The sequence below is a fragment of the Maribacter thermophilus genome (assembly GCF_001020565.1).
Taxonomy (GTDB): Bacteria; Bacteroidota; Bacteroidia; order Flavobacteriales; family Flavobacteriaceae; genus Maribacter; species Maribacter thermophilus.
Map to the genome: position 1 here is coordinate 1,517,229 of NZ_LDAS01000001.1, position 20,838 is coordinate 1,538,066.

Genomic DNA, 20,838 nt, shown 5'->3' on the forward strand with positions numbered 1-20,838 from the left:
TTTTCTAATTGTAGGTTATTTTTTAACCTTTGTCTTTTTAACTCCTAGCCGTATAGATGAAAAAGATTACAAAAATATGCTGTATCGGTGCCGGCTACGTTGGTGGCCCCACCATGTCCGTCATCGCCAATCAATGCCCTGAGATACAGGTAACCGTAGTAGATATCAATGAAGACAGAATAGCGCAATGGAATACGGAAGACTTGGATAAGCTTCCCATATACGAACCTGGACTCAAAGAAATTGTAGCAGCGAGCAGAGGGAAAAATCTTTTCTTTTCTACTTCTGTGGACCAAGCTATCGATGAGGCGGAAATGATCTTTATATCGGTCAACACCCCTACCAAAACCTACGGAAAAGGAAAAGGGCAGGCAGCCGATCTTAAATTTATAGAGCTTTGTGCCCGTAACATTGCCAGGGTAGCCAAAGACGATAAAATCGTGGTCGAGAAATCGACCCTACCGGTAAGAACGGCCCAGGCCATACAGAACATCTTGGACAATACCGGCAATTCGGTAAACTTTGAAATACTATCCAATCCCGAATTTTTGGCCGAGGGTACTGCTATAAACGATCTTTTAAATGCAGACCGCGTATTGATCGGTGGTAATGACACTCCTTCTGGACAAGAAGCAAAGGACGCCTTAAGTTGGGTATACGAACACTGGCTTCCAAAAGAACGTATTTTACAGACCAATGTATGGTCGTCAGAGCTTTCTAAATTGGTAGCTAATGCCTTTTTGGCACAGCGGGTCTCTTCCATTAACACCATTTCTGCCTTGTGCGAAAAAACAGATGCTAATATCCAAGAAATTTCCAAGGCCATTGGTTACGACAGCCGTATCGGACCTAAATTCTTAAATGCCTCCGTTGGTTTTGGGGGATCATGCTTTCAAAAAGACATCCTTAACCTCGTGTACATAGCAAGGTCATATGGACTGGAAGAAGTAGCGGATTACTGGGAACAGGTCATCATCGCCAACGACTACCAAAAAAGTAGGTTCGCCGAAAATATCATTGCTACCCTATACAACACTATTTCAGGAAAAAAAATAGTGCTTTATGGCTGGGCATTTAAAAAGGACACGAACGATACCCGAGAGTCTCCGGCCATCTCTGTAGCCGATGCGCTTTTAGAGGAAAAAGCAGAAATTCTGGTATACGATCCCAAGGTTACCGAAGAACGCATTTATGCCGATTTGGATTATCTGAACACGCGCTCACCCGAAGAGAACAGGGCTTTGCTAAAGGTCACCAACGCCCCCATAAAGGCAACGGAAGATGCCCATGCCATTGCCATTTTAACGGAATGGGATGAATTTAAAGGGTACGACTGGAAAAAAATTTACGATCAAATGCTAAAACCCGCCTTTGTATTTGATGGTAGACGCTTGCTGGATACCGAAAAAATGAACAGCATTGGTTTTAATTATTACAAAATAGGCCAATCATGAAAATTTTAGTAACAGGTGCCGCAGGTTTTATAGGTTTTTATGTGGCCAAATCCCTTTTAGAGAAAGGCCATACCGTAGTAGGCTTGGACAACATCAATGATTACTACGATGTGAACCTTAAATATGCACGGCTACAACAATTGGGAATAAAAAAAAGCGATGCGGAACCATTCAATGTAATAGCAAAAAGTGAAAGCCAGCCCGCTTTCTCTTTTGTTCGAATGGCTTTGGAAGATCGGGAACAGCTTCCCAAATTATTTAAGAACGAGGCTTTCGACAAAGTCTGTAACTTGGCGGCACAGGCCGGCGTTCGTTATAGCTTGGAAAATCCCGAAGCCTATGTAGACAGTAACTTGGTAGGTTTTTTGAATATTTTGGAATGTTGCCGTAACTATAAAATAAAGCACTTGGTATATGCCAGTAGCTCTAGCGTATATGGGCTTAATGAAAAAATACCTTTTGAAACCACCGATTCTGTGGATTACCCAGTGAGTTTGTATGCAGCTACCAAAAAAAGTAACGAATTAATGGCTCATTCATACGGGCACCTATACGGTTTTAAAACAACAGGTTTACGCTTTTTTACGGTATATGGCCCATGGGGAAGACCCGATATGGCGATGTTTTTGTTTACCGATGCCATTATCAACGATCGACCTATTAAAGTCTTCAATAATGGAAAATTGGAACGCGACTTCACCTATATCGACGATATTACCGAAGGGGTCGTACGTATTATGGAAACCCCTATAACCGATACCGTTTCTAAAAAAGACCATTATAAGGTCTATAATATCGGCAATAGCAAATCGGTAAAATTGATGGACTTTATAACCGCCATAGAGGAAAGCTTGGGTAAAGTCGCTAAAAAAGAAATGCTACCCATGCAGGCGGGGGATGTAGAAAGAACCTGGGCCAACGTAAATGATTTGATAGCCGATTACGGATATAGCCCCAATACCTCCATAAAAAAAGGGGTACAGCGTTTTGTAGATTGGTATAAGGAATATTATTCGTAAAAGAAAAAAACATTTTTTTAGCTCCCCAAGCATTAATATAATTTTAATTAAGGATAGCCATGCTTTTTAATTCTATAGAATTTCTCTTATTTTTCCCTACGGTTTTTGTACTGTATTGGTTGTTGAACAAAAACTTGGGCTATCAGAATCTTTTATTATTAGTTGCCAGTTATATTTTTTACGCCTGGTGGGATTGGCGCTTTTTATCTTTGATCATTATCAGTTCCATTATAGATTATAGGGCCGGCTTGTCCATACACAATGCAACATCGCCAAAAGCCAGAAAATCATGGCTGCTAGTAAGTTTGATAGCAAATCTCGGCTTTCTTTCTATTTTTAAGTATTACAACTTTTTTGCGGAGTCCTTTACACAAGCGATAGGTGTTTTTGGTTGGCAACCCAATGATTTAACGCTCAATATTATTTTACCCGTAGGTATTAGTTTCTATACTTTCCAAACCTTAAGTTACACGATAGATATTTATAGAAAGCAGTTTAGCCCAACTACGAATATCATTAATTTCTTTACCTATATCGCTTTTTTTCCACAATTGGTAGCTGGCCCTATTGAGCGGGCTTCCAATCTTCTTCCTCAAATTGAAAAGAAACGAATATTTAAAAAGGAATGGTTCAACGAAGGGATTTTACAAATTTTAATCGGGCTATTCCGAAAAATTGTGATTGCGGACACCCTTGCCATCTATGTAGATACCATCTATGGGGATACTGGTCTATATAATTCCAGTACAATTCTTTTGGCCACTATCTTTTATGCATTTCAGATATATTTCGATTTTGCAGGCTATTCCGACATAGCCATTGGTACGGCCAAATTATTAGGCTTCAAATTTCATCAAAATTTTAATCTCCCTTATTTTTCAAGGTCCTTGACAGAGTTTTGGCGTAAGTGGCACATGTCGTTGTCTTATTGGTTACGAGATTACCTGTACATTTCTTTAGGAGGGAACAGAAAGGGCATAAAAATCACGTACAGAAACCTAATGCTCACCATGCTTTTAGGAGGTCTATGGCATGGCAGTTCTTGGAATTTTATTATATGGGGAGGGATTCATGGCGTGGTTTTAAGCTTAGAAAAATTCATAAAATCAAAACCACAGTTCAAATTTTTGGATAAACTAGCATTTTTAGGAGGGCCTATTACCTTTTTAATAGTAATAATAGCATGGATATTCTTTAGGGCCCAGACTTTGGATGCGGCAATGACCGCTCTTAAAAAAGTTATTTTCTTTAAACCAGGCATGCCTTTTATGGGTGATTTAAATGTTCTAGCTAACTCTATGATTATTTTATTCATAGGACTATGTTTTGACTATTACCTTTTAAAGAGCAAAACGAAACTAGAAGAATTTGGGAAAAATTTCAGCATTGCCAAGATTTCAATAGTCATTGGTTTTATGATTTTATTCATAAACCTTTTCTATTCATCGTCCAACAATTTCATTTATTTTCAATTTTGAAATATGAAAAAAGATTCATTACTATATATCATCAAAGTCACTTTTTTTGTGGTTTTAGCAGCCTTTCTGTTGGACAAATTAACCTACCTAGGTTTAACCGAATTGAACAGTCATGTATTTACCGGGCAAAGCGGTGGAAAGACCAACACTTTTTTGAGCAAAAAAAATAACTTGGATCTTATAGTGTTTGGGAGTTCTAGGGCAAATCACCATATAGACCCTCTAGTCATTTCCAAAAATTCTTTTAACATTGGCGTAGACGGTTCTAAAATAGCTTTTTCGGGGACACTTATAAAAACCTTGCCAAAAAATAAAGAACAAACCGTTTTACTGCACATCTCTCCCAAAAATTCATTTGAAGATAGTTATAAAGGGGAAGACATTACTACACTTTCCAAATACTATCATCAAAACGAAACCATAAGAACAGAGATGGTCTCGTTACACCAAAATAGCCCAATAAAAAACTTTTTTTGGTGTCTAAACTATAATGGTTCCGTTCTTGGGTTATTAAAAAATTATTTTTTTCCAAAACATAGTTCTGAAAAGTATCATGGTTACGACCCCTTACATACTAATAAAGAACAACAGCAGGTATTCGAAAAAGTTTTAGCCAAAAGAAAACCCAATCCTTGTAAGAAAAAGTTATCCTTAAACATTGTATATAAGAAATACATCACCGAATTAAAAGAGTTCTGCGAAGCTAACAACAAAAGACTAATACTCTTTACTGCACCAATTTATCAAGATGACTGTAAAAACGATGATGAAACCCTTTCTCAACTATTAAAAAAAGAAAAAATTGAATACTGGAATTTTACTGACTTCTTTGCAAATGACCGATCATTGGAGAATTGGCGTGACAATTCACATTTATCCAACATTGGAGCAGAAAAATTGACCCAAGAAATCAAAACCCTATTAAACAATGATCAAAATTAATTCAGCAACAATTAATTTTGGTCGAATTTATCAATGGTTTCATATAATATCTAACCTTATATCAAGTTCTATTATACATATTTGCAAAATCAAAACAAATACATGAATTTATACGACCTTAATTCAGCATATCACATTTTAGTGACCGGGGGTGCCGGTTTTATAGGATCTAACCTCTGCACCGCATTGCTAGAGAATGGCAACCAAGTCACCTGCTTGGATAACTTTGCGACCGGAAAACGAGAAAACTTGGCTCCGTTGATGGACAATCCTAAATTCACCTTGATAGAAGGGGACATTCGCAATATAGAAGACTGTAAAAAAGCCTGTGAGGGCGTCGATTACATTTTACACCAAGCAGCGTTGGGATCCGTACCAAGGTCTATTAACGATCCTATTACCAGTAACGATGTAAACGTTTCCGGCTTCTTGAATATGTTGGTAGCGGCACGTGATGCAAAGGTCAAACGTTTTGTGTACGCCGCCAGTTCATCTACTTATGGCGATTCTAAAAACATGCCCAAGGTTGAGGACATTATCGGGAAACCTCTTTCCCCCTACGCCATTACAAAATATGTGAACGAATTATATGCCGATGTATTTAGTAAAACTTACGGAATCGAAACCATAGGATTGCGCTATTTTAATGTATTCGGCCGTAAGCAAGATCCCAATGGGGCCTATGCGGCAGTGATTCCAAAATTTGTAATGCAACTAATGAAACATGAATCGCCCGTTATAAACGGTGATGGCACCTACTCAAGAGACTTTACCTATATAGACAATGTGATCCAAATGAACGTTCGTGCCTTGGTCACCGAAAACCAAGACGCGTTAAATACCGTATATAATGTGGCTTTTGGGGAACGTACCGATTTAAACGAGCTGACCCAGTTGCTTAAAGAATACCTAAGCGCCTATGACGAAAAGATCGCCTCTATCGAAAACACCTACGGCCCTACCCGAGCCGGGGATGTTCCGCATTCTTTGGCCTCTATCGACAAAGCAAAGGAATTATTGGGCTACGACCCGAAGTACGATATTAAAACGGGACTGAAAGAAGCGGTGGACTGGTATTGGAAAAATTTAAAAAATGAATCGTAGTTTTGACTTCGTTCTATCCAACCACAAAATAACGTGGGCATTGAACGGGCTTATATGTAAAACCCAAAAGAAACAAAGCATAATACTGATTAAATCGTAATAAAAATATAAAACAATCGAATGCTGCACATCGCAAAGCATCCGAACAAGGAACTTTAAAATATGAACAACATTAAAATTGCCGTTATAGGATTGGGGTATGTAGGCCTGCCACTTGCTAGATTATTTGCTACCAAATACCCTGTTATTGGGTTCGATATCAATGCCGGGCGTGTTGCCGAACTAAGAACGGGCCATGATAGCACGTTGGAAGTGGAAGATGATATACTACAAGGGGTGTTAAAAGAGTCAGCACACATGGAGACTGGACTTTTCTGTACCGATCAACTGGACGATATTGCCGATTGCAATTATTACATTGTGACAGTCCCTACCCCGGTAGACCGCACCAACCGACCTATTCTGACACCTCTTTACAAAGCAAGCGAGACTGTTGGAAAAGTATTAAAAAAAGGAGATACGGTTGTTTATGAATCGACCGTATATCCGGGGGTAACCGAAGACGAATGTATTCCTGTATTGGAGAAAGTAAGTGGTTTGACCTATAATAAAGATTTTTATGCAGGTTACTCCCCCGAACGTATCAATCCGGGAGACAAAGAACATACCGTAGAAAAAATATTAAAAGTAACTTCTGGATCTACTCCTGAAGTAGGTAAAAAAGTAGATGCCCTGTATGCTTCGGTAATTACCGCAGGTACCCATTTGGCCCCTACGATCAAAGTGGCCGAGGCCGCCAAGGTCATCGAGAATTCGCAAAGGGACATTAATATTGCCTTTGTAAACGAATTGGCCAAAATATTCAACCTCATGGATATAGACACCCATGATGTGTTAGAAGCAGCTGGTACCAAATGGAATTTCCTTCCGTTTAAACCGGGTTTGGTAGGCGGACACTGTATAGGGGTGGATCCTTACTACTTGGCTCAAAAAGCACAGGAATATGGCTATCACCCAGAGATTATTCTGGCAGGTAGGCGCATGAACGACACCATGGGGAAATATGTAGCCTCTGAGGTAGTGAAGCTCATGGTACAAAAAGACATTAAAATAAAGGGCTGTAATATTTTGGTCTTGGGCATCACCTTTAAAGAAAATTGCCCCGATGTTCGTAACACCAAAGCGGTGGATGTCATCAATAATTTGGCAAGCTACGGCACCAATGTTGCCATATACGACCCTTGGGCCTCGCCAGCAGAGGTGACCCATGAATATGGTCTGGACATTACCAATACCATTCCGGATCAAAAATTTGATGCCGTGGTATTGACCGTAGCCCATAAAGATTTTTTGAATTTGGACATGAAAAGTCTTTTAAAAGGTCAGGGGGTTATTTATGATGTAAAAGGTATTTTAAAAACTGATGTAGACGGTAGGTTATAATTAATCTAGTCCTTCTCTAATCAAAAAAGCTTGTGGAAAATAAATGTATTTTCCACAAGCTTTTTTTAATCACCCTAACTTTTTCACAGTGCAGTATGTTGGACAAATAGGTAATTTCGTCTTACCATACCTTAGGTATACAAAAATCAATACCCCCTACACTTGATATTTAAGCATACAATCTTTCTCACCAATGATCCTTATAGGTTAACGTTAAAACCTAATAAACCCAAAATAACACCCTGTCCACTTTAATTCTTATCTAGATTTATTACTTCTCTTCAGATTTTATCTAAAAGATTATCATTAGCCTTTTTGAACTTCAAATGCAAAAATATGTTAACAGATGCAGTAGTTTGTCGATTTTATAAAAAAATCAGTGTATTTCATCGATCAAAAAGATCCAATCATCGTATCTCTTCCGTAAAGCAAAAGGTATCGGTAACCGATTTGCAATAAGGTTAAGATCCAAGAAGTTAAATAATATAAAAAGTAAAAATAATTAAAGATTTTCACCGTTGATGTATACAAACCCCAAACACAATGATGCATTTCAACGAAAAAATCACATCATTCGTCGAAAAGCAAAAATATTAATCTATAATTGTACCCCAAATAACAGTGCAGTTAATTTAAACAAATTCTACCTACTTATGTGCCCATCTAAAAACCCTCTTTATAAAGTGTCCCTGTTATTACTTGTCCTCGTTTCGTTGTTTTCCTGTAGCAAGGATGCCGATTTGTTATCGGAGTATGTGATTGCTTCCGACAATGACCTTGAAAGCATTGCCCTTCTGCTGGACGATAGTTTTTTTATGGCCCCGGGGCAAGATGCCATTGTCATGGATGTATTGAACAACGATTCTTTTAGCCCCGATGCGGAAGTGGCCATCATAGGTACTTCTAGCCCGAGCAATGGCGATGTCACCATCAACGAAGACAATACCTTGACCTACACCCCCAATACCGAAGAAGAAAGTACCGAAGAACCCGTAGAAGACAATTTCACCTATACCACCGAAGTAACCACCGAAGACAACACCACCTATAGAGAAGAGGCCACGGTCACCATTTCGTCCTCCGATATGGGAGAATTATTGGCCTTCCCGGGCGCTCAAGGCTTTGGGAAATATACGACCGGTGGCCGTGGCGGAAAGGTGATTCATGTCACCAATTTAAATGACAGTGGATCGGGCAGTCTTAGATATGCCCTAGAACAAAAAGGAGCAAGAACCGTAGTTTTTGATGTTGGGGGAGATATTCATTTAACAGGAATGCAATTAAATATAGGAGCTTCTAATGGGGATCTTACTATAGCCGGTGAAACCGCACCCTTCCCGGGCATCACCATAAGGGGAGATAATATTTCCAGTAGTTCTTATGGTGGGGTACTTAATGTATTGGGAAGCAATATAATCATCAGATATATTACGGTAAGAGAGAACAATAACGGAAGGACAAAAAACGATGCTATTCGACTTCGGAACGATAATGGAATGAGTAATATTATTTTAGACCATGTTACCTTAGGCCATAGTAGCGATGAAAATTTAAGTATACAAGGAGTAAGTAATGTCACTATTCAGAATTGTATGGCGCAAATCAATTATGGCTCTGGAAATGTTATATTTGGAACATATGTATATGATGCAAGTTTTGTAGGAAATTATTTATCACATGTGGGTTATAGAAACGTTTTATTGGGTTATGGTGAACACGATGAAACAATAGAGTTTATAAATAATATTATTTATGGCTACGAAGAAGGTCTTTATATAGCTTACGGACACAATACCGACATTTTAGGAAATATATACAAAGCTTTTCCTGACAATACTCCCAACTATGCCAGTATACAATGGGTTCAAAATTTAAATAAAATGTCTGTTTCCGATGGCGATTTATATTTAAGCGACAACCATCAGCTAAACTCACACCAGTACTCTTTATACAACAATCAGGCTATTGATTATCAAAGTAACAACAGGGCAGTTTCCAACAGTACTATTACAACGTGGGCTACCACAACACAAGACATAGAAGCACGAGTGTTTGGAGATAAACTTCCCGGCAATAGTCTGTACCAAGACAGTATGGACGAACAGGCAATATCGGACTATTTTAACAATACTGGTAATTTTAATTCTTTAAAAGTTCCTAATAAAGAAAGTAGCGCTCGCTCCGATAATTATGACACGGATAAGGACGGAATGGCCGATGCTTGGGAAAGGGCCATGTTTGGAGATTTGTCGAAAACGGCCAACGGTGACGAAGATGGGGATGGTTACACCAACTTAGAGGCATTTCTATATTCTTTGGTGCAATAATATAAATTTATTATATCCGTTAATAGAAAAGACGTTCTTTTGAACGTCTTTTTGCTGTGATACAATTTTTTTATTAGAGATTTGTACGAAGCAACGTAATGGGCTACTAATATATGAGGACAATACTAAAATCGTTCTATCAAAATTCGGAAATTGGCTTTAACTTATTAAAACCTTTTGCTAGGGTATACCAATTCTTCCTTTATAAAAAATACTTGCCCTCTAAGGCATTTGTTAGGCAAAGGTTTAAAGAATGTTTTGGTCACCCTCTCAACTTGCAAGACCCCAAAACCCTCAATGAAAAAATAAACTGGTTAAAGCTAAACTACCAACACCCCAAAGCGACTCAATTTGCGGACAAATATGCGGTACGTGACTATATTGCTGAAACTATTGGCGAAGAATATTTAGTCCCCTTGTTATACACGACAACAAACCCTAAAAACATTGTTCCTGAAAATTTACCCGACATCCCCTGTATTATTAAAACAAATCATGATAGCTCTGGGGGGGTAATCATCCGCGATAAATATGCCAAACACCATAATTGGAAAAAAATACAAAATTATCTTCGCGCCAATATGTCTCAAAACTATTATTGGGACGGTCGAGAAAAACAATACAAAGACATACCCCCCAGAATTATTGTAGAAAAATTACTCTCAGGTAAAGAAGGAGAATTGCCAGCAGATTATAAAGTGCATTGTTTTAACGGCAAAGTGCGTATGATCAACGTAGATATAGGTAGGGGCACCAATAACCATCATAGAAACTGGTATAATCGACAATGGGAACGAGAGCCCTATAGCTGGTCCTCTGACTTGGGCGATGGCAAAGTAACTGCCCCCAGCAATGAAGATGTGGCCAAACCCGTTTTGTTGGATGAAATGATAGATTTATCTGAAAGGTTAGTAGGCAGCGCCCCTTACCTACGAGTTGATTGGTATATTTTTGAGGGGAAATTATATTTTGGAGAAATCACTTTCCATCACAATGGAGGAACTAGACCTATTGAACCTAAAGAATGGGATTTAAAATTAGGAAACGATTTGTTTCTGAACAAATAGTTAAATTATCTAAATGAAAATAGATTTTGTTATCAATTCCCTGGCTGGAGGAGGTGCTGAACGAGTTTTAGTCACTATAGTAAATGGACTGTCAAAAAAGCACAAGGTCAGAATAATAACGTTTAACCCTGCGGTCAAAACTTATTATGAAATAGACGAAAAAGTTGAAATTAAAAATCTTCATCACGGCAAAATAAAGAACCACTTAGTACGCTCTTTACACAATCTCCATTCTTTTTACCGAAACAAAAAAAATCGTCCAGATGTATTAATCTCTTTTATACACCTTGTTAATTTTATTTCAATAATAGTAGGAAAATTACGTAATATAAAAGTTATAATATGCGAGCACACCAACCATAAAACTACTTCACGTACACAAATAAAATTTATCCGGCAATACACCTATCGATTTGCCAATGCTTTAACCGTACTTACTACATTTGACTTACCTTATTATATGAAATACGGCGCCAAAACTGTAGTTATGCCCAATCCTTTGATATTACCAAAAAATGTAAAACCTTTCTCTGAAAGAGAAAAGAATATTTTATTGGTCGGATCATTAGATAGATATAAAAACAAGGGATTTGACAGCATTCTCAAAATTCTAGAGCCTATATTGAAATCAAACCCGGAATGGAAATTAATTATAGCAGGAGGTGGAACAAATGGACATAAAGCTTTAAATATATTGGTAAAAAAATTGAATATTGAAAACCAGGTATCTTTTACAGGCTTTTGCAAAAACATCCATACTTTAATGCAGAATTCCCAGATTTTTGTTCTCCCTTCAAAATTTGAGGGCTTACCGATGGGTTTGATGGAAGCTCTTTCTAACGGAATGGCATGTATAGCCTATGATTGTATTTCAGGCCCCCGAGATTTAATTGAGAACGACAAGAACGGCCTTCTTATAGAAAATCAGAATGAAAAAGCCATGAGGCATGGTCTTGAAACCCTATTAAACAACAAAAGTATTAGGGAAAATTTGGCCCTTGAAGCTCCATCATCTGTCATACAATATGGTTTAGATAATATTTTGAATCAATGGGAATCTCTTATAGATAATGTCATAAAAAAATGATGGATAAAAATATACTTCTTACTCTTATACGCTACAGTATATTAGCTTTAATACTCTGGTTTTTACCCGGGTTTACTTTGGTTTACCTTAATGGAAGTATTTCCTCTCTGTTAAGTTATTTATCTTATGGTTTAATTCTCTTATACGTAATCCTAAACGGAAAAACAGGCAATAACTTCCCTATGTTGTTATTGGGGTTATTGTATTTTACTATCAGTAGTTTAGCGAACCAAACCTTTATGCCAGAAACGAAAGAGTTCATTATTATTGTTATAAAATACTTTATAGTGATTTGGGGAGGCTATGAAGTCATGCGTAAGACAACCTCAAAAGAAATGTGGGTTTTTATGCTGATTGGAGCCATTTCCATATTGGGCAATATGTTTTTGTTTAACAATCCCTTAAAAGATGGTGGCAGGTACAGTGGTTTCTACCTAGACCCCAATAATGGGGGACTGATTTGTATCATGGGTTTCGCCTTAACCTTTGTTATGCCAAAAAAAATACAGTTGTTAGGTAAAATAATTTTTACAATGCTTGGGCTTTTTACTTTTTCAAGAACCTTTATTGTTTCATGGTTAATAATGAACCTACTTTCAATAAAATTGAGTCTTAAAAATGCAAAAATGTTAGGTCTGGGCTTTGCCTTATTAAGCACCCTTCTGGTTTATAATGAATTTTTACCTAAAAAAAACCAAAGATTGGAAAATTTGGGAGCGATGATAAGTGGTAATGAGGAAAAAGCAAAAGAATTGAACAAAGATTCCCGTTTAGAGACTTGGGCCAGATACTATGACTTTTTATTGGACAAACCTATATTTGGCAATGGATATGCAGCATTTGGGGGTAATGGAGTGGCACCACCAGTAGGTGTGCACAACACCTATTTGTTAATTTGGGGAGAAGCTGGCATAATCCCACTACTTATTTTTCTTATGTACCTAGCCAGTTTAATAAGAAAAGGGTATGCTATTTTTAAAAAAACACCACAAGTCTTAATGATGACCTTGGCTTTATCGTTATTCTTGTTAACTAACCATAATTTTTTCACTACCGACTACTCCATAATGATTCTTTTATGGTTACATATTCAAATTTATCAAGAAAATAAAAAATCGGAACCGAAAAAAGTGGTCTCACACGACAAAAAACACAGGTCATATGTCGTTTAAAGTAGTTCTTAATAAGATTTTTGCTTACATCAAAAGCTTATTTAAAAAAGACAACTCCCAGTTATTCACCAATATGCTAATTGTTGGTGGTGTGTCTATAGTAGTAAAGGGAATTAGTTTTTTTAAAGAAATTTTTATTGCCGAAACTTATGGTGTTTCCGAACTATTGGACACTTTTTTAATTGCCGTTTTAATTCCAACGTTTATCCAGAATGTATTTATAAATGCCTACGGAAGTGTTTTTATTCCGAATTATTTAATTGAAAAAAAAAACAAGCAACACACCGGTTCTTTTCAAAGTAGTAGTTTTTTAATTACCTTATCCATAGGGCTATTCATGATTTTACTCACCTATCTTTTTATAGATTTTTATTTGGTTTCCTTATTTCCTGGCCATAGCCCCCATTATTATGATTTAATAAAAATACAGGTTTGGATAATTTTACCCTGCATGTTACTTTGGGCCATTTCTTCCTTGATTTCAGGTCTTCTAATGGCCGATAACGAATTCTTATTATCCAGTACGAATGCCATCTTTATGCCTTTAGGAATAATTGGCTGTTTGTTCTTTTATGATATTTTACATGAAAAAACATTGGCATTAGGTATGTTAATAGGTAGTTTCATAGGTACATCATATCTAATTTTTGTCGGATATAAAAAACGCCTATTAAAGTTGGATAAACCAGATTTTAAAAGCAAGAACATGGTTGTATTGCTAAAACAAATACCGGCCAAAATTTCCTCTGGTTTGATTAATGGGGTGAACCCGATGGTAGATCAGTATTTTTCTGCTCAAATGGCCGTAGGTGCTATTGCTGCCTTAAATTACGGTTACAAAATCCCTATGGTTACCATAAGCCTTATAAGTGTACCCCTAGGAAGTACCATTTTACCTTATTTTTCGAATAAAGCTGTAGATGATCAACATAATTTATATAACTACTTAACCAAAATACTGAAAACAAGTTTTTTAACTGCCTCAGGCATAACGGTGGTTATGATTGTATTTTCAGAATTTATAGTCAAGCTTTTTTTTGAAAGGGGTGCATTTACCTCTAATGATACCGCTCTTGTGTTTTTAATACAACAAATGTATTTGATTCAGATACCTTTCTATGTTGTAGGCATAATAATGAACAAATACCTAACGGCAATAAATAAGAATAATTTTTTGGTTATCTCCTCTGTACTAAGTTTAACGCTCAATATAATATTCAATTATACGTTAATAGAATTCATAGGTATTAAAGGCCTTGCTTTGGCTACTTCGTTGGTATCATTCACCAATGCTTTGGCTATATATTGGTACATAAGAAAATTACAACATAAAAAATATGTTTAGCATAATAACACCAACATTTAACCGGGCACATACTATAAAGCGCGTATTTGATTCTCTAAAAAAACAAAGTTCTAAAGACTTTGAATGGATTATTATCGATGATGCCAGTACAGATAATACAAAAGAGCTTATAACCTCTTGGAAAACTGAAAACTTATCTTTTAATATACATTATCATCTATTACCAGAAAACAAAGGAAAACCAAACGCGGTAAACGAAGGCTTAAAACTTTGCCAAAGACCATATACCATAATAGCGGATAGCGACGACTCTTTTATACCCAGCACCATTGAAGAATTAAAGCAATTATGGCTAAGTGTTGAATTAACTGAAAAGAGTGAGGAAATTGCGGGCATATGGACTTTGGTCCATGATGAAAAAGGAAAATTGGTAGGAGACCCTTTTCCTGTTAATTTTTGGCAAGTAAATATAGAAGATCGTGTACTAAAAAGGAAAAAACAGGTCAAAGGAGAAAAATGGCACAGTTGGCGTACATCAATCTTAAAAAAATATCAATTTTTTCATAGTGACCATTCCTTCATAAGTGAGGGGATTACTTGGAATAGGATAAATAGAGAATATGATTTTTTATGTGTAAACATTTTTCATAGAATTTATTACGCTAGTCCAGATGGGTTGATTTTAAAAAAGAAAACACGATTGGAACTGGAAAAAATTAAGTTTTATAATGCATACTATCAGCTATACCAAACGCCCATTACAAAAATACTGCGCTATGGTTATTACCGCCATTATGCTTTCAATTATGTGGTATCCCAGTTTACTTACAAAGACAAAAGCCTTCAGTTGGATATTTTAAAATATGTTGTCAGTATTATTATCAGTATAGGCTACATACCGAAAAGATTCTTTTATTTCTTGACTTATAAGTCAAGAAATAATGTTTAACTGTATAATATAATTTATAAAGAAAGTGTAATCAATAAACCAATGGATGGCAGCAAAATTAATGAATTAAGGCCATGTATGCAGCTGGAACCACCATATCATGATATGGAAACTATTGGTACTCAGACAATGGTTAGGTAAAAACAAGAAAGGATTGACTTTAAAATAAAAATTAGATTCCTTGGCAGACAATAAAATCAGAATACAATTAGTGATTCCAAACCTAAGTCCGGGAGGAGCTGAACGCATATTGGCGTATTTGGCACAAAACCTTGACCCATTAATTTTTGAAAGTGAGCTGGTGATTATTGGCAAACCACAAAAAGATGGTTATGAAATTAAGAACATTAAGGTCACCTATTTAAACAAAGACAGGGTCTTGAGTGCCATACCAAAATTAGCCTTGACCATTAAAAAAGAGAAACCCGCTATTGTTTTAGGAACACTTTCACATGTAAATTTTGCATTGGGACTAATTTCTATTTTTTTCCAAAAATAGTTTTCATTGGCCGACAAACATCCATTATAAAAATCTACAAAAAATTGAACAACCAATTAAAATTTGATTGGTATTCAATAATCGAAAAAAAAGCCCTTAAAAATTTGGATTACATCATCTGCCAATCATCGGATATGGCCAAAGATTGTTCTTCAATATACAACATTAGCCCAGAAAAAATAAAAGTACTTAACAACCCCATTACCGATAATTTTAAATTAAAAACAACATCATTAGATAACAAATCAGATGAAATAAGATTTATTACGGTGGGTAGATTGGTAGAAGTAAAAGGACATAAGCGTATAATTAACGTTCTTTCTAAATTTCAAAAACCTTTTACCTATACCATTGTTGGAGATGGACCCTTAAAAGATGAGATTTTTGCCTTGGCAAAGAGCAATAATATTCTAAAAAACATCACCCATATTCCTTTCACTAAAAATGTATCCAAGTACCTGAACGATTCCCATTTTTTCTTACAAGGTTCTCTTACAGAAGGTTTTCCGAATGCTTTATTAGAAAGTTGTGCCGTTGGTACACCGGCGATAGCTTACAATGTACCGGGAGGGACAAAAGAAATTATTGAAAATGGCATTAATGGATATTTGGTAAAGGATGATGAGGATTTTTTGGCAAAATTGAACAATCTCCCCCATTTTGAACCTACATTGGTATCGGAAGCGGTTTACAGGAAATTTGACAAGTCTATTATTCTAAAGCAGTATGAAGATTTTTTCCAAGATTTAATTAAAAAAAACAATCGTGTTTAATACTCCTCCTAAAATAGCTATACTCATATACTCACTTGCAGGTGGTGGGGCAGAACGTGTGGTTTCCTATTTACTGCCTTACATACAAAAACAAGGAATTGAAGTGCATCTAGTACTTATGAACAGTATTATCAGTTATGATATTCCCAAAGACATCCCTATTCATTACATTGAAAAATCGGAAGGAGATGAAAACGGTGTTTTAAAACTTATAAAACTCCCTTTTTTGGCTTATAAATATGCTCGCTTACTTAAAAAGCTAAAAATCACACATTCTTTTGCGCTATTAACACGACCCAGTTATATAAACATACTTTCGCAATATTTCACTAAAAAGACCTATAAAATAAGTATCAGTGAACGGTCATACCCAAGTATGCAATACGGTTACAAGAACTTACAATCGAAAATCAATAACATTCTAATCAAGTATCTATACCCAAAGGCAGACCAAATAATTTGTAACTCTAAGGGCAATGCGAACGATCTTATTAAAAATTACAAAATTCCACCTTCAAAAATAGAAGTAGTATACAACCCCATTGATATTGAAAAAATAAATAAGGTTGCGTTGGATTCATCCATTTTTCAAAAAGATACATTTAACATAATAACCGTAGGTAGAATGGATGCCGGTAAAAACCAGGAATTACTGATCAATGCCATCGAAGATTTTCCTTCCGTGCACCTGTTTATTCTTGGTGATGGTCCATTAAAAGCACATCTTCATAGCAGTGTTGAAAACAAAAACCTTACGGATAGAGTTTCTTTTTTAGGTTTTGACAATAACCCTTTTAAATTTTTAAAAGGAGCAGATCTCTTTATCTTTGGGTCTAATCACGAAGGTTTTCCTAATGTTTTATTAGAAGCCATGTGCTGCGGTCTTCCTATTCTAACCACTAACTGTAAGTCGGGACCGGACGAAATTATGGAACTGGAACACCCAAAAACAGACGATGTAATGATTACCGATTACGGGATACTGACGCCAGTTGGCAATGTGGATCTATTAAAAAAAGGACTGTCATATTGTTTAGAACATCCTGCTTTTTTAGATAATTGTCGCATACGTGTAAAAGAACGCATTCAAAATTTTGAAAGGGAACCTATTTTAGAGTCTTACGTGAATTATATTTTGAAACAAAAATAAAAATGCCACCCAAGTTTGAGGTGTATAAAATTTTTTAAATAATCTAACCTATTTAAATTAATACTATGTCAAAAGCAATATGGATTTGTTCAAGGGAAAAACTTCCAGTTGACACAGAGAAAACTATTAACAACATATGTGATTCTATTGCTCCTGACAACATTATACCTAACCCCAACATGGTAAATGTTGACAATAAAATTGCTTATGGGGTTATGAATCCCAAAAAATCAATTTTAAGACAAAACAACAGTTTACTATTAGGTGTAACAACCTATAATGATGTTAATTGGCATCAACCTAAATCAGAATTCCCTGATGGTTGTTATGCATTATTTCGTGATAATGAAGAATATTCTGAAATAGTTTCCGACCCCTCTGGATCAAGAACCATATGGTATTATAAAGATGATTCCGTTCTAATTGCCTCGACTTCTCAAATAGCTATCATTTCTTATTTAAACAATTTCGAACTTAACAGAGACGTTCTTCCTTGGCTACTATCAACAGGAAGTTTAGGTCCAGCTTTATCTTGGGATAAAAGAATACAACAGTTAGCTCCGAACAATTCTCTATTACTGAAAAAAGATACATGGGAAAGTGAAGTTGTAAAAAACAAAATTCTTTTCAAGAAGGAAAACAGAAAAGAAAACGATTTTGAAGAAAAATTAAAAGAAACAATTTCCACTAGTTTAGACTCATTAGAACTAAATTATAATGATTGGGCCCTTCCTCTATCCGGTGGTTATGATTCAAGGGGGATTCTTTGTTTTTTAAAATTAAAGAACAAAGAGGTTAAAACGATCACATGGGGTTTAGAAAAATCATTAAATGACCCTCAAAATGATGCTTATATTGCAAAAAAATTAGCTGAAAGTTTTAATGCTCCCCATACATTTTACTCTACTAATTTATCACAAGAACCTATTGAAGATATTCTTGAAAGATTTATTAAAAATGGGGAAGGACGTATAGATCACATTGCTGGTTATTTAGATGGTTTTCATATTTGGTCAGTGCTACATAACGAAGGGGTACAAGGAATAATCCGAGGAGATGAAGGTTTTGGTTGGTCTGAGGTTTCTTCGAAATTAACAGCTAGATTATCCGTAGGCCTAGGTCTATGTTCCGATTATTCCAATTTAAGTAAATGGAACAAGCTAGGGGTATTTGAACAAAATCTTCCCGACTATTTAAAAAAAGACGAAAATGAATCCATAGATCAGTGGCGAGATAGGCTATACCACGAATTTCGCTTACCCACCATTGTTTCCGCTCTTTCTGACTTAAAACTATCTTATATTGAGCAAATAAGTCCTTTGTTATCACGAAGCATTTTAGAAGAAGTACGTAGACATCCCGATTCATTGCGTACAGAAAAATCTCTTTTTAAAAAAATAGTGAACAGTATCAGTCCTTCTATTCCTTATGCAACTCGAGGTGCCAATGCATGGATTTATGATATTCTTAAACAAAAAGACATGGTAGAGTTATTTAAGGATGAAATAAAGAAAAATATAGATACAGGTATATTTCCAGCAGATTTTTTAAATGAGATTTTAAATAATTTAAAAATCACAAATCCCGATAAAACTAAAAATAGGTCCTTCAATATTAAATCATTTCTAAAATCAATATTACCAACCTCCATTAAAAACAAAATAAAAGATAATGTATCTGCCGTAAACATTGTAGATTATAACCAATTAGCATTAAGAGTGTATATTAGTTTTAGAATGATCAACATTTTAAAAGCAACACAGAAACAATAAATAAGCAACAAAAGTATTTTGTGCTTTCAGTTTACATAACGAGGTTGAAAGTACAGTAAACTTTTTATCTGCTATTAAAATATAATCTCCCTATTCTATCATAACCATTCTATGAAAGATCAAAAGCATCCCCATACAAAGAAAAAAGTAATTCGCACAGCTGCCCTATCGGGTTCTTTGTACATTCTACTTGAGGGCCAATTACGTTTCTTAAACCAATACTATGATATATTGGCCATTGGTTCGGATGATGAAGACCGGTATTTGGAGAAAATGCAACAACGTGAAGGTATTAGAACCAAAGAAGTAAACATAGAAAGAAAAATAAACATCGTACAAGATTTAGTTTCGTTGTACCGCTTGTACCGGGTCTTTAGAAAAGAAAAACCTTTTATGGTACATAGTATTACTCCCAAGGCCGGACTATTGACCATGATGGCGGGTTATTTGGCCAGGGTACCTAAAAGAGCCCATACCTTTACAGGGTTAATTTTTCCTACCCAAACCGGGGCAATGAAAAAACTGTTGCTTTTCTTTGATAAACTTATCTGTAGGTTTGCCACCCATGTATACCCAGAAGGCAATGGGGTCAAAAATGACCTATTGGCATATAAAGTAACCAAAAAGCCCCTAAAAATTATTGCCAACGGCAATGTAAACGGGATCGATCTGGATCAATTTGACCCTACACTTTTTTCACAGGAAGAAAACAGACAACTTCGTAAAAGTATTGGTATAGAAGACAATGACATCTTGTTTATCTACATTGGCAGACTGGTAAACGATAAAGGCGTAAATGAACTGGCCCATGCCTTTGGAGACCTTTGTAAAAAACACTCCAATGTAAAATTAATGCTGGTAGGTTCGTATGAGGGAGAAACCGACCTTTTACCCAGTAGCACTTGGGAAAAGATAAAAGCCAACAAGGCCATCCATTATGTAGGCCACCAAGACGATGTGCGCCCTTATTTGGCCATTTCGGACGCATTGGTATTTCCTAGTTATAGAGAAGGTTTTCCTAATGTTGTATTAGAAGCAGGGGCCATGGGCTTACCAGCCTTGGTTACCGATATAAACGGTAGCAATGAAATTGTTGTAGAAGGTAAAAATGGTTTGATCATCCCCTCCAAAGATGAAAAATCACTTTTACAGGCCATGGAAACCCTATTGACCAATAATGAACTTAGAACAGAATTAGCACAAAATGCCCGCCCTATGATTTCATCAAGATTTAATAAAGATGAAGTGTGGGCCGCGATCCTTAAGGAATACCAAACTATTGAAAATGAGTAAAAT

The 20,838-nt window shown here is 36.0% G+C and carries 17 protein-coding genes; all 17 read left to right on the forward strand.

Going from position 1 to position 20,838, the window contains the following annotated elements; translation table 11 throughout:
* The first annotated feature begins 56 nt into the window (after positions 1-56).
* The 17 genes from AB657_RS06615 (at position 57) to AB657_RS06695 (ending at position 20,835) form a co-directional block, all read left to right on the forward strand.
* A complete protein-coding gene (locus tag AB657_RS06615) occupies positions 57-1,454 on the forward strand; it encodes a nucleotide sugar dehydrogenase (protein ID WP_047245776.1) in 1,398 nt (465 codons plus the stop codon).
* Complete coding sequence (locus AB657_RS06620; RefSeq protein ID WP_047245777.1) at positions 1,451-2,473, forward strand: NAD-dependent epimerase; 1,023 nt, start codon at positions 1,451-1,453, stop codon at positions 2,471-2,473. Before AB657_RS06615 ends, AB657_RS06620 begins: the two co-directional genes overlap by 4 nt.
* Positions 2,474-2,532: 59 nt before the next feature.
* Entirely contained in the window at positions 2,533-3,951 is a 1,419-nt protein-coding gene (locus AB657_RS06625; RefSeq protein WP_047245778.1) for an MBOAT family O-acyltransferase, read from the forward strand.
* Between the two features lie 3 nt (positions 3,952-3,954).
* Positions 3,955-4,893: a hypothetical protein gene (locus AB657_RS06630; protein WP_047245779.1), complete on the forward strand. Its 939-nt coding sequence runs from the start codon at positions 3,955-3,957 to the stop codon at positions 4,891-4,893.
* Between the two features lie 102 nt (positions 4,894-4,995).
* Entirely contained in the window at positions 4,996-5,997 is a 1,002-nt protein-coding gene (locus tag AB657_RS06635; protein ID WP_047245780.1) for an SDR family oxidoreductase, read from the forward strand.
* A gap of 162 nt (positions 5,998-6,159) precedes the next feature.
* A complete protein-coding gene (locus tag AB657_RS06640; RefSeq protein ID WP_047245781.1) occupies positions 6,160-7,440 on the forward strand; it encodes a nucleotide sugar dehydrogenase in 1,281 nt (426 codons plus the stop codon).
* Between the two features lie 683 nt (positions 7,441-8,123).
* The gene (locus AB657_RS17620) at positions 8,124-9,767 is read left to right on the forward strand and encodes an Ig-like domain-containing protein (RefSeq protein WP_157491618.1); all 1,644 of its coding nucleotides are present in this window, start codon (positions 8,124-8,126) and stop codon (positions 9,765-9,767) included.
* Between the two features lie 113 nt (positions 9,768-9,880).
* Positions 9,881-10,834, forward strand: a complete 954-nt coding sequence (locus tag AB657_RS06650) for an ATP-grasp fold amidoligase family protein (RefSeq protein WP_047245782.1) — start codon at positions 9,881-9,883, stop codon at positions 10,832-10,834.
* Positions 10,835-10,847: 13 nt separating this feature from the next.
* Positions 10,848-11,921 (forward strand): glycosyltransferase family 4 protein, encoded by a 1,074-nt coding sequence (locus tag AB657_RS06655; RefSeq protein WP_047245783.1) that lies wholly within the window; start codon positions 10,848-10,850, stop codon positions 11,919-11,921.
* Between the two features lie 239 nt (positions 11,922-12,160).
* Complete coding sequence (locus tag AB657_RS06660) at positions 12,161-13,093, forward strand: O-antigen ligase family protein (protein WP_198146887.1); 933 nt, start codon at positions 12,161-12,163, stop codon at positions 13,091-13,093.
* The gene (gene murJ, locus AB657_RS06665; RefSeq protein WP_047245785.1) at positions 13,083-14,438 is read left to right on the forward strand and encodes a murein biosynthesis integral membrane protein MurJ; all 1,356 of its coding nucleotides are present in this window, start codon (positions 13,083-13,085) and stop codon (positions 14,436-14,438) included. Before AB657_RS06660 ends, murJ begins: the two co-directional genes overlap by 11 nt.
* The gene (locus AB657_RS06670) at positions 14,431-15,348 is read left to right on the forward strand and encodes a glycosyltransferase family 2 protein (protein ID WP_052958642.1); all 918 of its coding nucleotides are present in this window, start codon (positions 14,431-14,433) and stop codon (positions 15,346-15,348) included. The genes murJ and AB657_RS06670 overlap by 8 nt, the downstream gene beginning before the upstream one ends.
* A 181-nt stretch (positions 15,349-15,529) precedes the next feature.
* Positions 15,530-15,847 carry a glycosyltransferase family protein gene (locus AB657_RS06675; protein ID WP_047245786.1) on the forward strand — a complete coding sequence of 106 codons (318 nt, stop codon included), beginning with the start codon at positions 15,530-15,532 and terminating at the stop codon, positions 15,845-15,847.
* Positions 15,848-15,891: 44 nt separating this feature from the next.
* Complete coding sequence (locus tag AB657_RS06680; protein WP_047245787.1) at positions 15,892-16,620, forward strand: glycosyltransferase; 729 nt, start codon at positions 15,892-15,894, stop codon at positions 16,618-16,620.
* Complete coding sequence (locus tag AB657_RS06685; RefSeq protein WP_047245788.1) at positions 16,613-17,770, forward strand: glycosyltransferase; 1,158 nt, start codon at positions 16,613-16,615, stop codon at positions 17,768-17,770. The genes AB657_RS06680 and AB657_RS06685 overlap by 8 nt, the downstream gene beginning before the upstream one ends.
* A gap of 65 nt (positions 17,771-17,835) precedes the next feature.
* The gene (locus AB657_RS06690; RefSeq protein ID WP_047245789.1) at positions 17,836-19,542 is read left to right on the forward strand and encodes an asparagine synthase-related protein; all 1,707 of its coding nucleotides are present in this window, start codon (positions 17,836-17,838) and stop codon (positions 19,540-19,542) included.
* Between the two features lie 111 nt (positions 19,543-19,653).
* Positions 19,654-20,835: a glycosyltransferase family 4 protein gene (locus tag AB657_RS06695; protein WP_047245790.1), complete on the forward strand. Its 1,182-nt coding sequence runs from the start codon at positions 19,654-19,656 to the stop codon at positions 20,833-20,835.
* The last annotated feature ends 3 nt before the right edge of the window (positions 20,836-20,838 follow it).

What these genes read in the sequence shown, in the direction of transcription:
- AB657_RS06615 (WP_047245776.1), top strand. Translation starts at nt 57, where the DNA reads ATGAAAAAGATTACAAAAATATGCTGTATCGGTGCCGGCTACGTTGGT.
- AB657_RS06620 (WP_047245777.1), top strand. Translation starts at nt 1,451, where the DNA reads ATGAAAATTTTAGTAACAGGTGCCGCAGGTTTTATAGGTTTTTATGTG.
- AB657_RS06625 (WP_047245778.1), top strand. Translation starts at nt 2,533, where the DNA reads ATGCTTTTTAATTCTATAGAATTTCTCTTATTTTTCCCTACGGTTTTT.
- AB657_RS06630 (WP_047245779.1), top strand. Translation starts at nt 3,955, where the DNA reads ATGAAAAAAGATTCATTACTATATATCATCAAAGTCACTTTTTTTGTG.
- AB657_RS06635 (WP_047245780.1), top strand. Translation starts at nt 4,996, where the DNA reads ATGAATTTATACGACCTTAATTCAGCATATCACATTTTAGTGACCGGG.
- AB657_RS06640 (WP_047245781.1), top strand. Translation starts at nt 6,160, where the DNA reads ATGAACAACATTAAAATTGCCGTTATAGGATTGGGGTATGTAGGCCTG.
- AB657_RS06650 (WP_047245782.1), top strand. Translation starts at nt 9,881, where the DNA reads ATGAGGACAATACTAAAATCGTTCTATCAAAATTCGGAAATTGGCTTT.
- AB657_RS06655 (WP_047245783.1), top strand. Translation starts at nt 10,848, where the DNA reads ATGAAAATAGATTTTGTTATCAATTCCCTGGCTGGAGGAGGTGCTGAA.
- AB657_RS06660 (WP_198146887.1), top strand. Translation starts at nt 12,161, where the DNA reads ATGCCAGAAACGAAAGAGTTCATTATTATTGTTATAAAATACTTTATA.
- murJ (WP_047245785.1), top strand. Translation starts at nt 13,083, where the DNA reads ATGTCGTTTAAAGTAGTTCTTAATAAGATTTTTGCTTACATCAAAAGC.
- AB657_RS06670 (WP_052958642.1), top strand. Translation starts at nt 14,431, where the DNA reads ATGTTTAGCATAATAACACCAACATTTAACCGGGCACATACTATAAAG.
- AB657_RS06690 (WP_047245789.1), top strand. Translation starts at nt 17,836, where the DNA reads ATGTCAAAAGCAATATGGATTTGTTCAAGGGAAAAACTTCCAGTTGAC.
- AB657_RS06695 (WP_047245790.1), top strand. Translation starts at nt 19,654, where the DNA reads ATGAAAGATCAAAAGCATCCCCATACAAAGAAAAAAGTAATTCGCACA.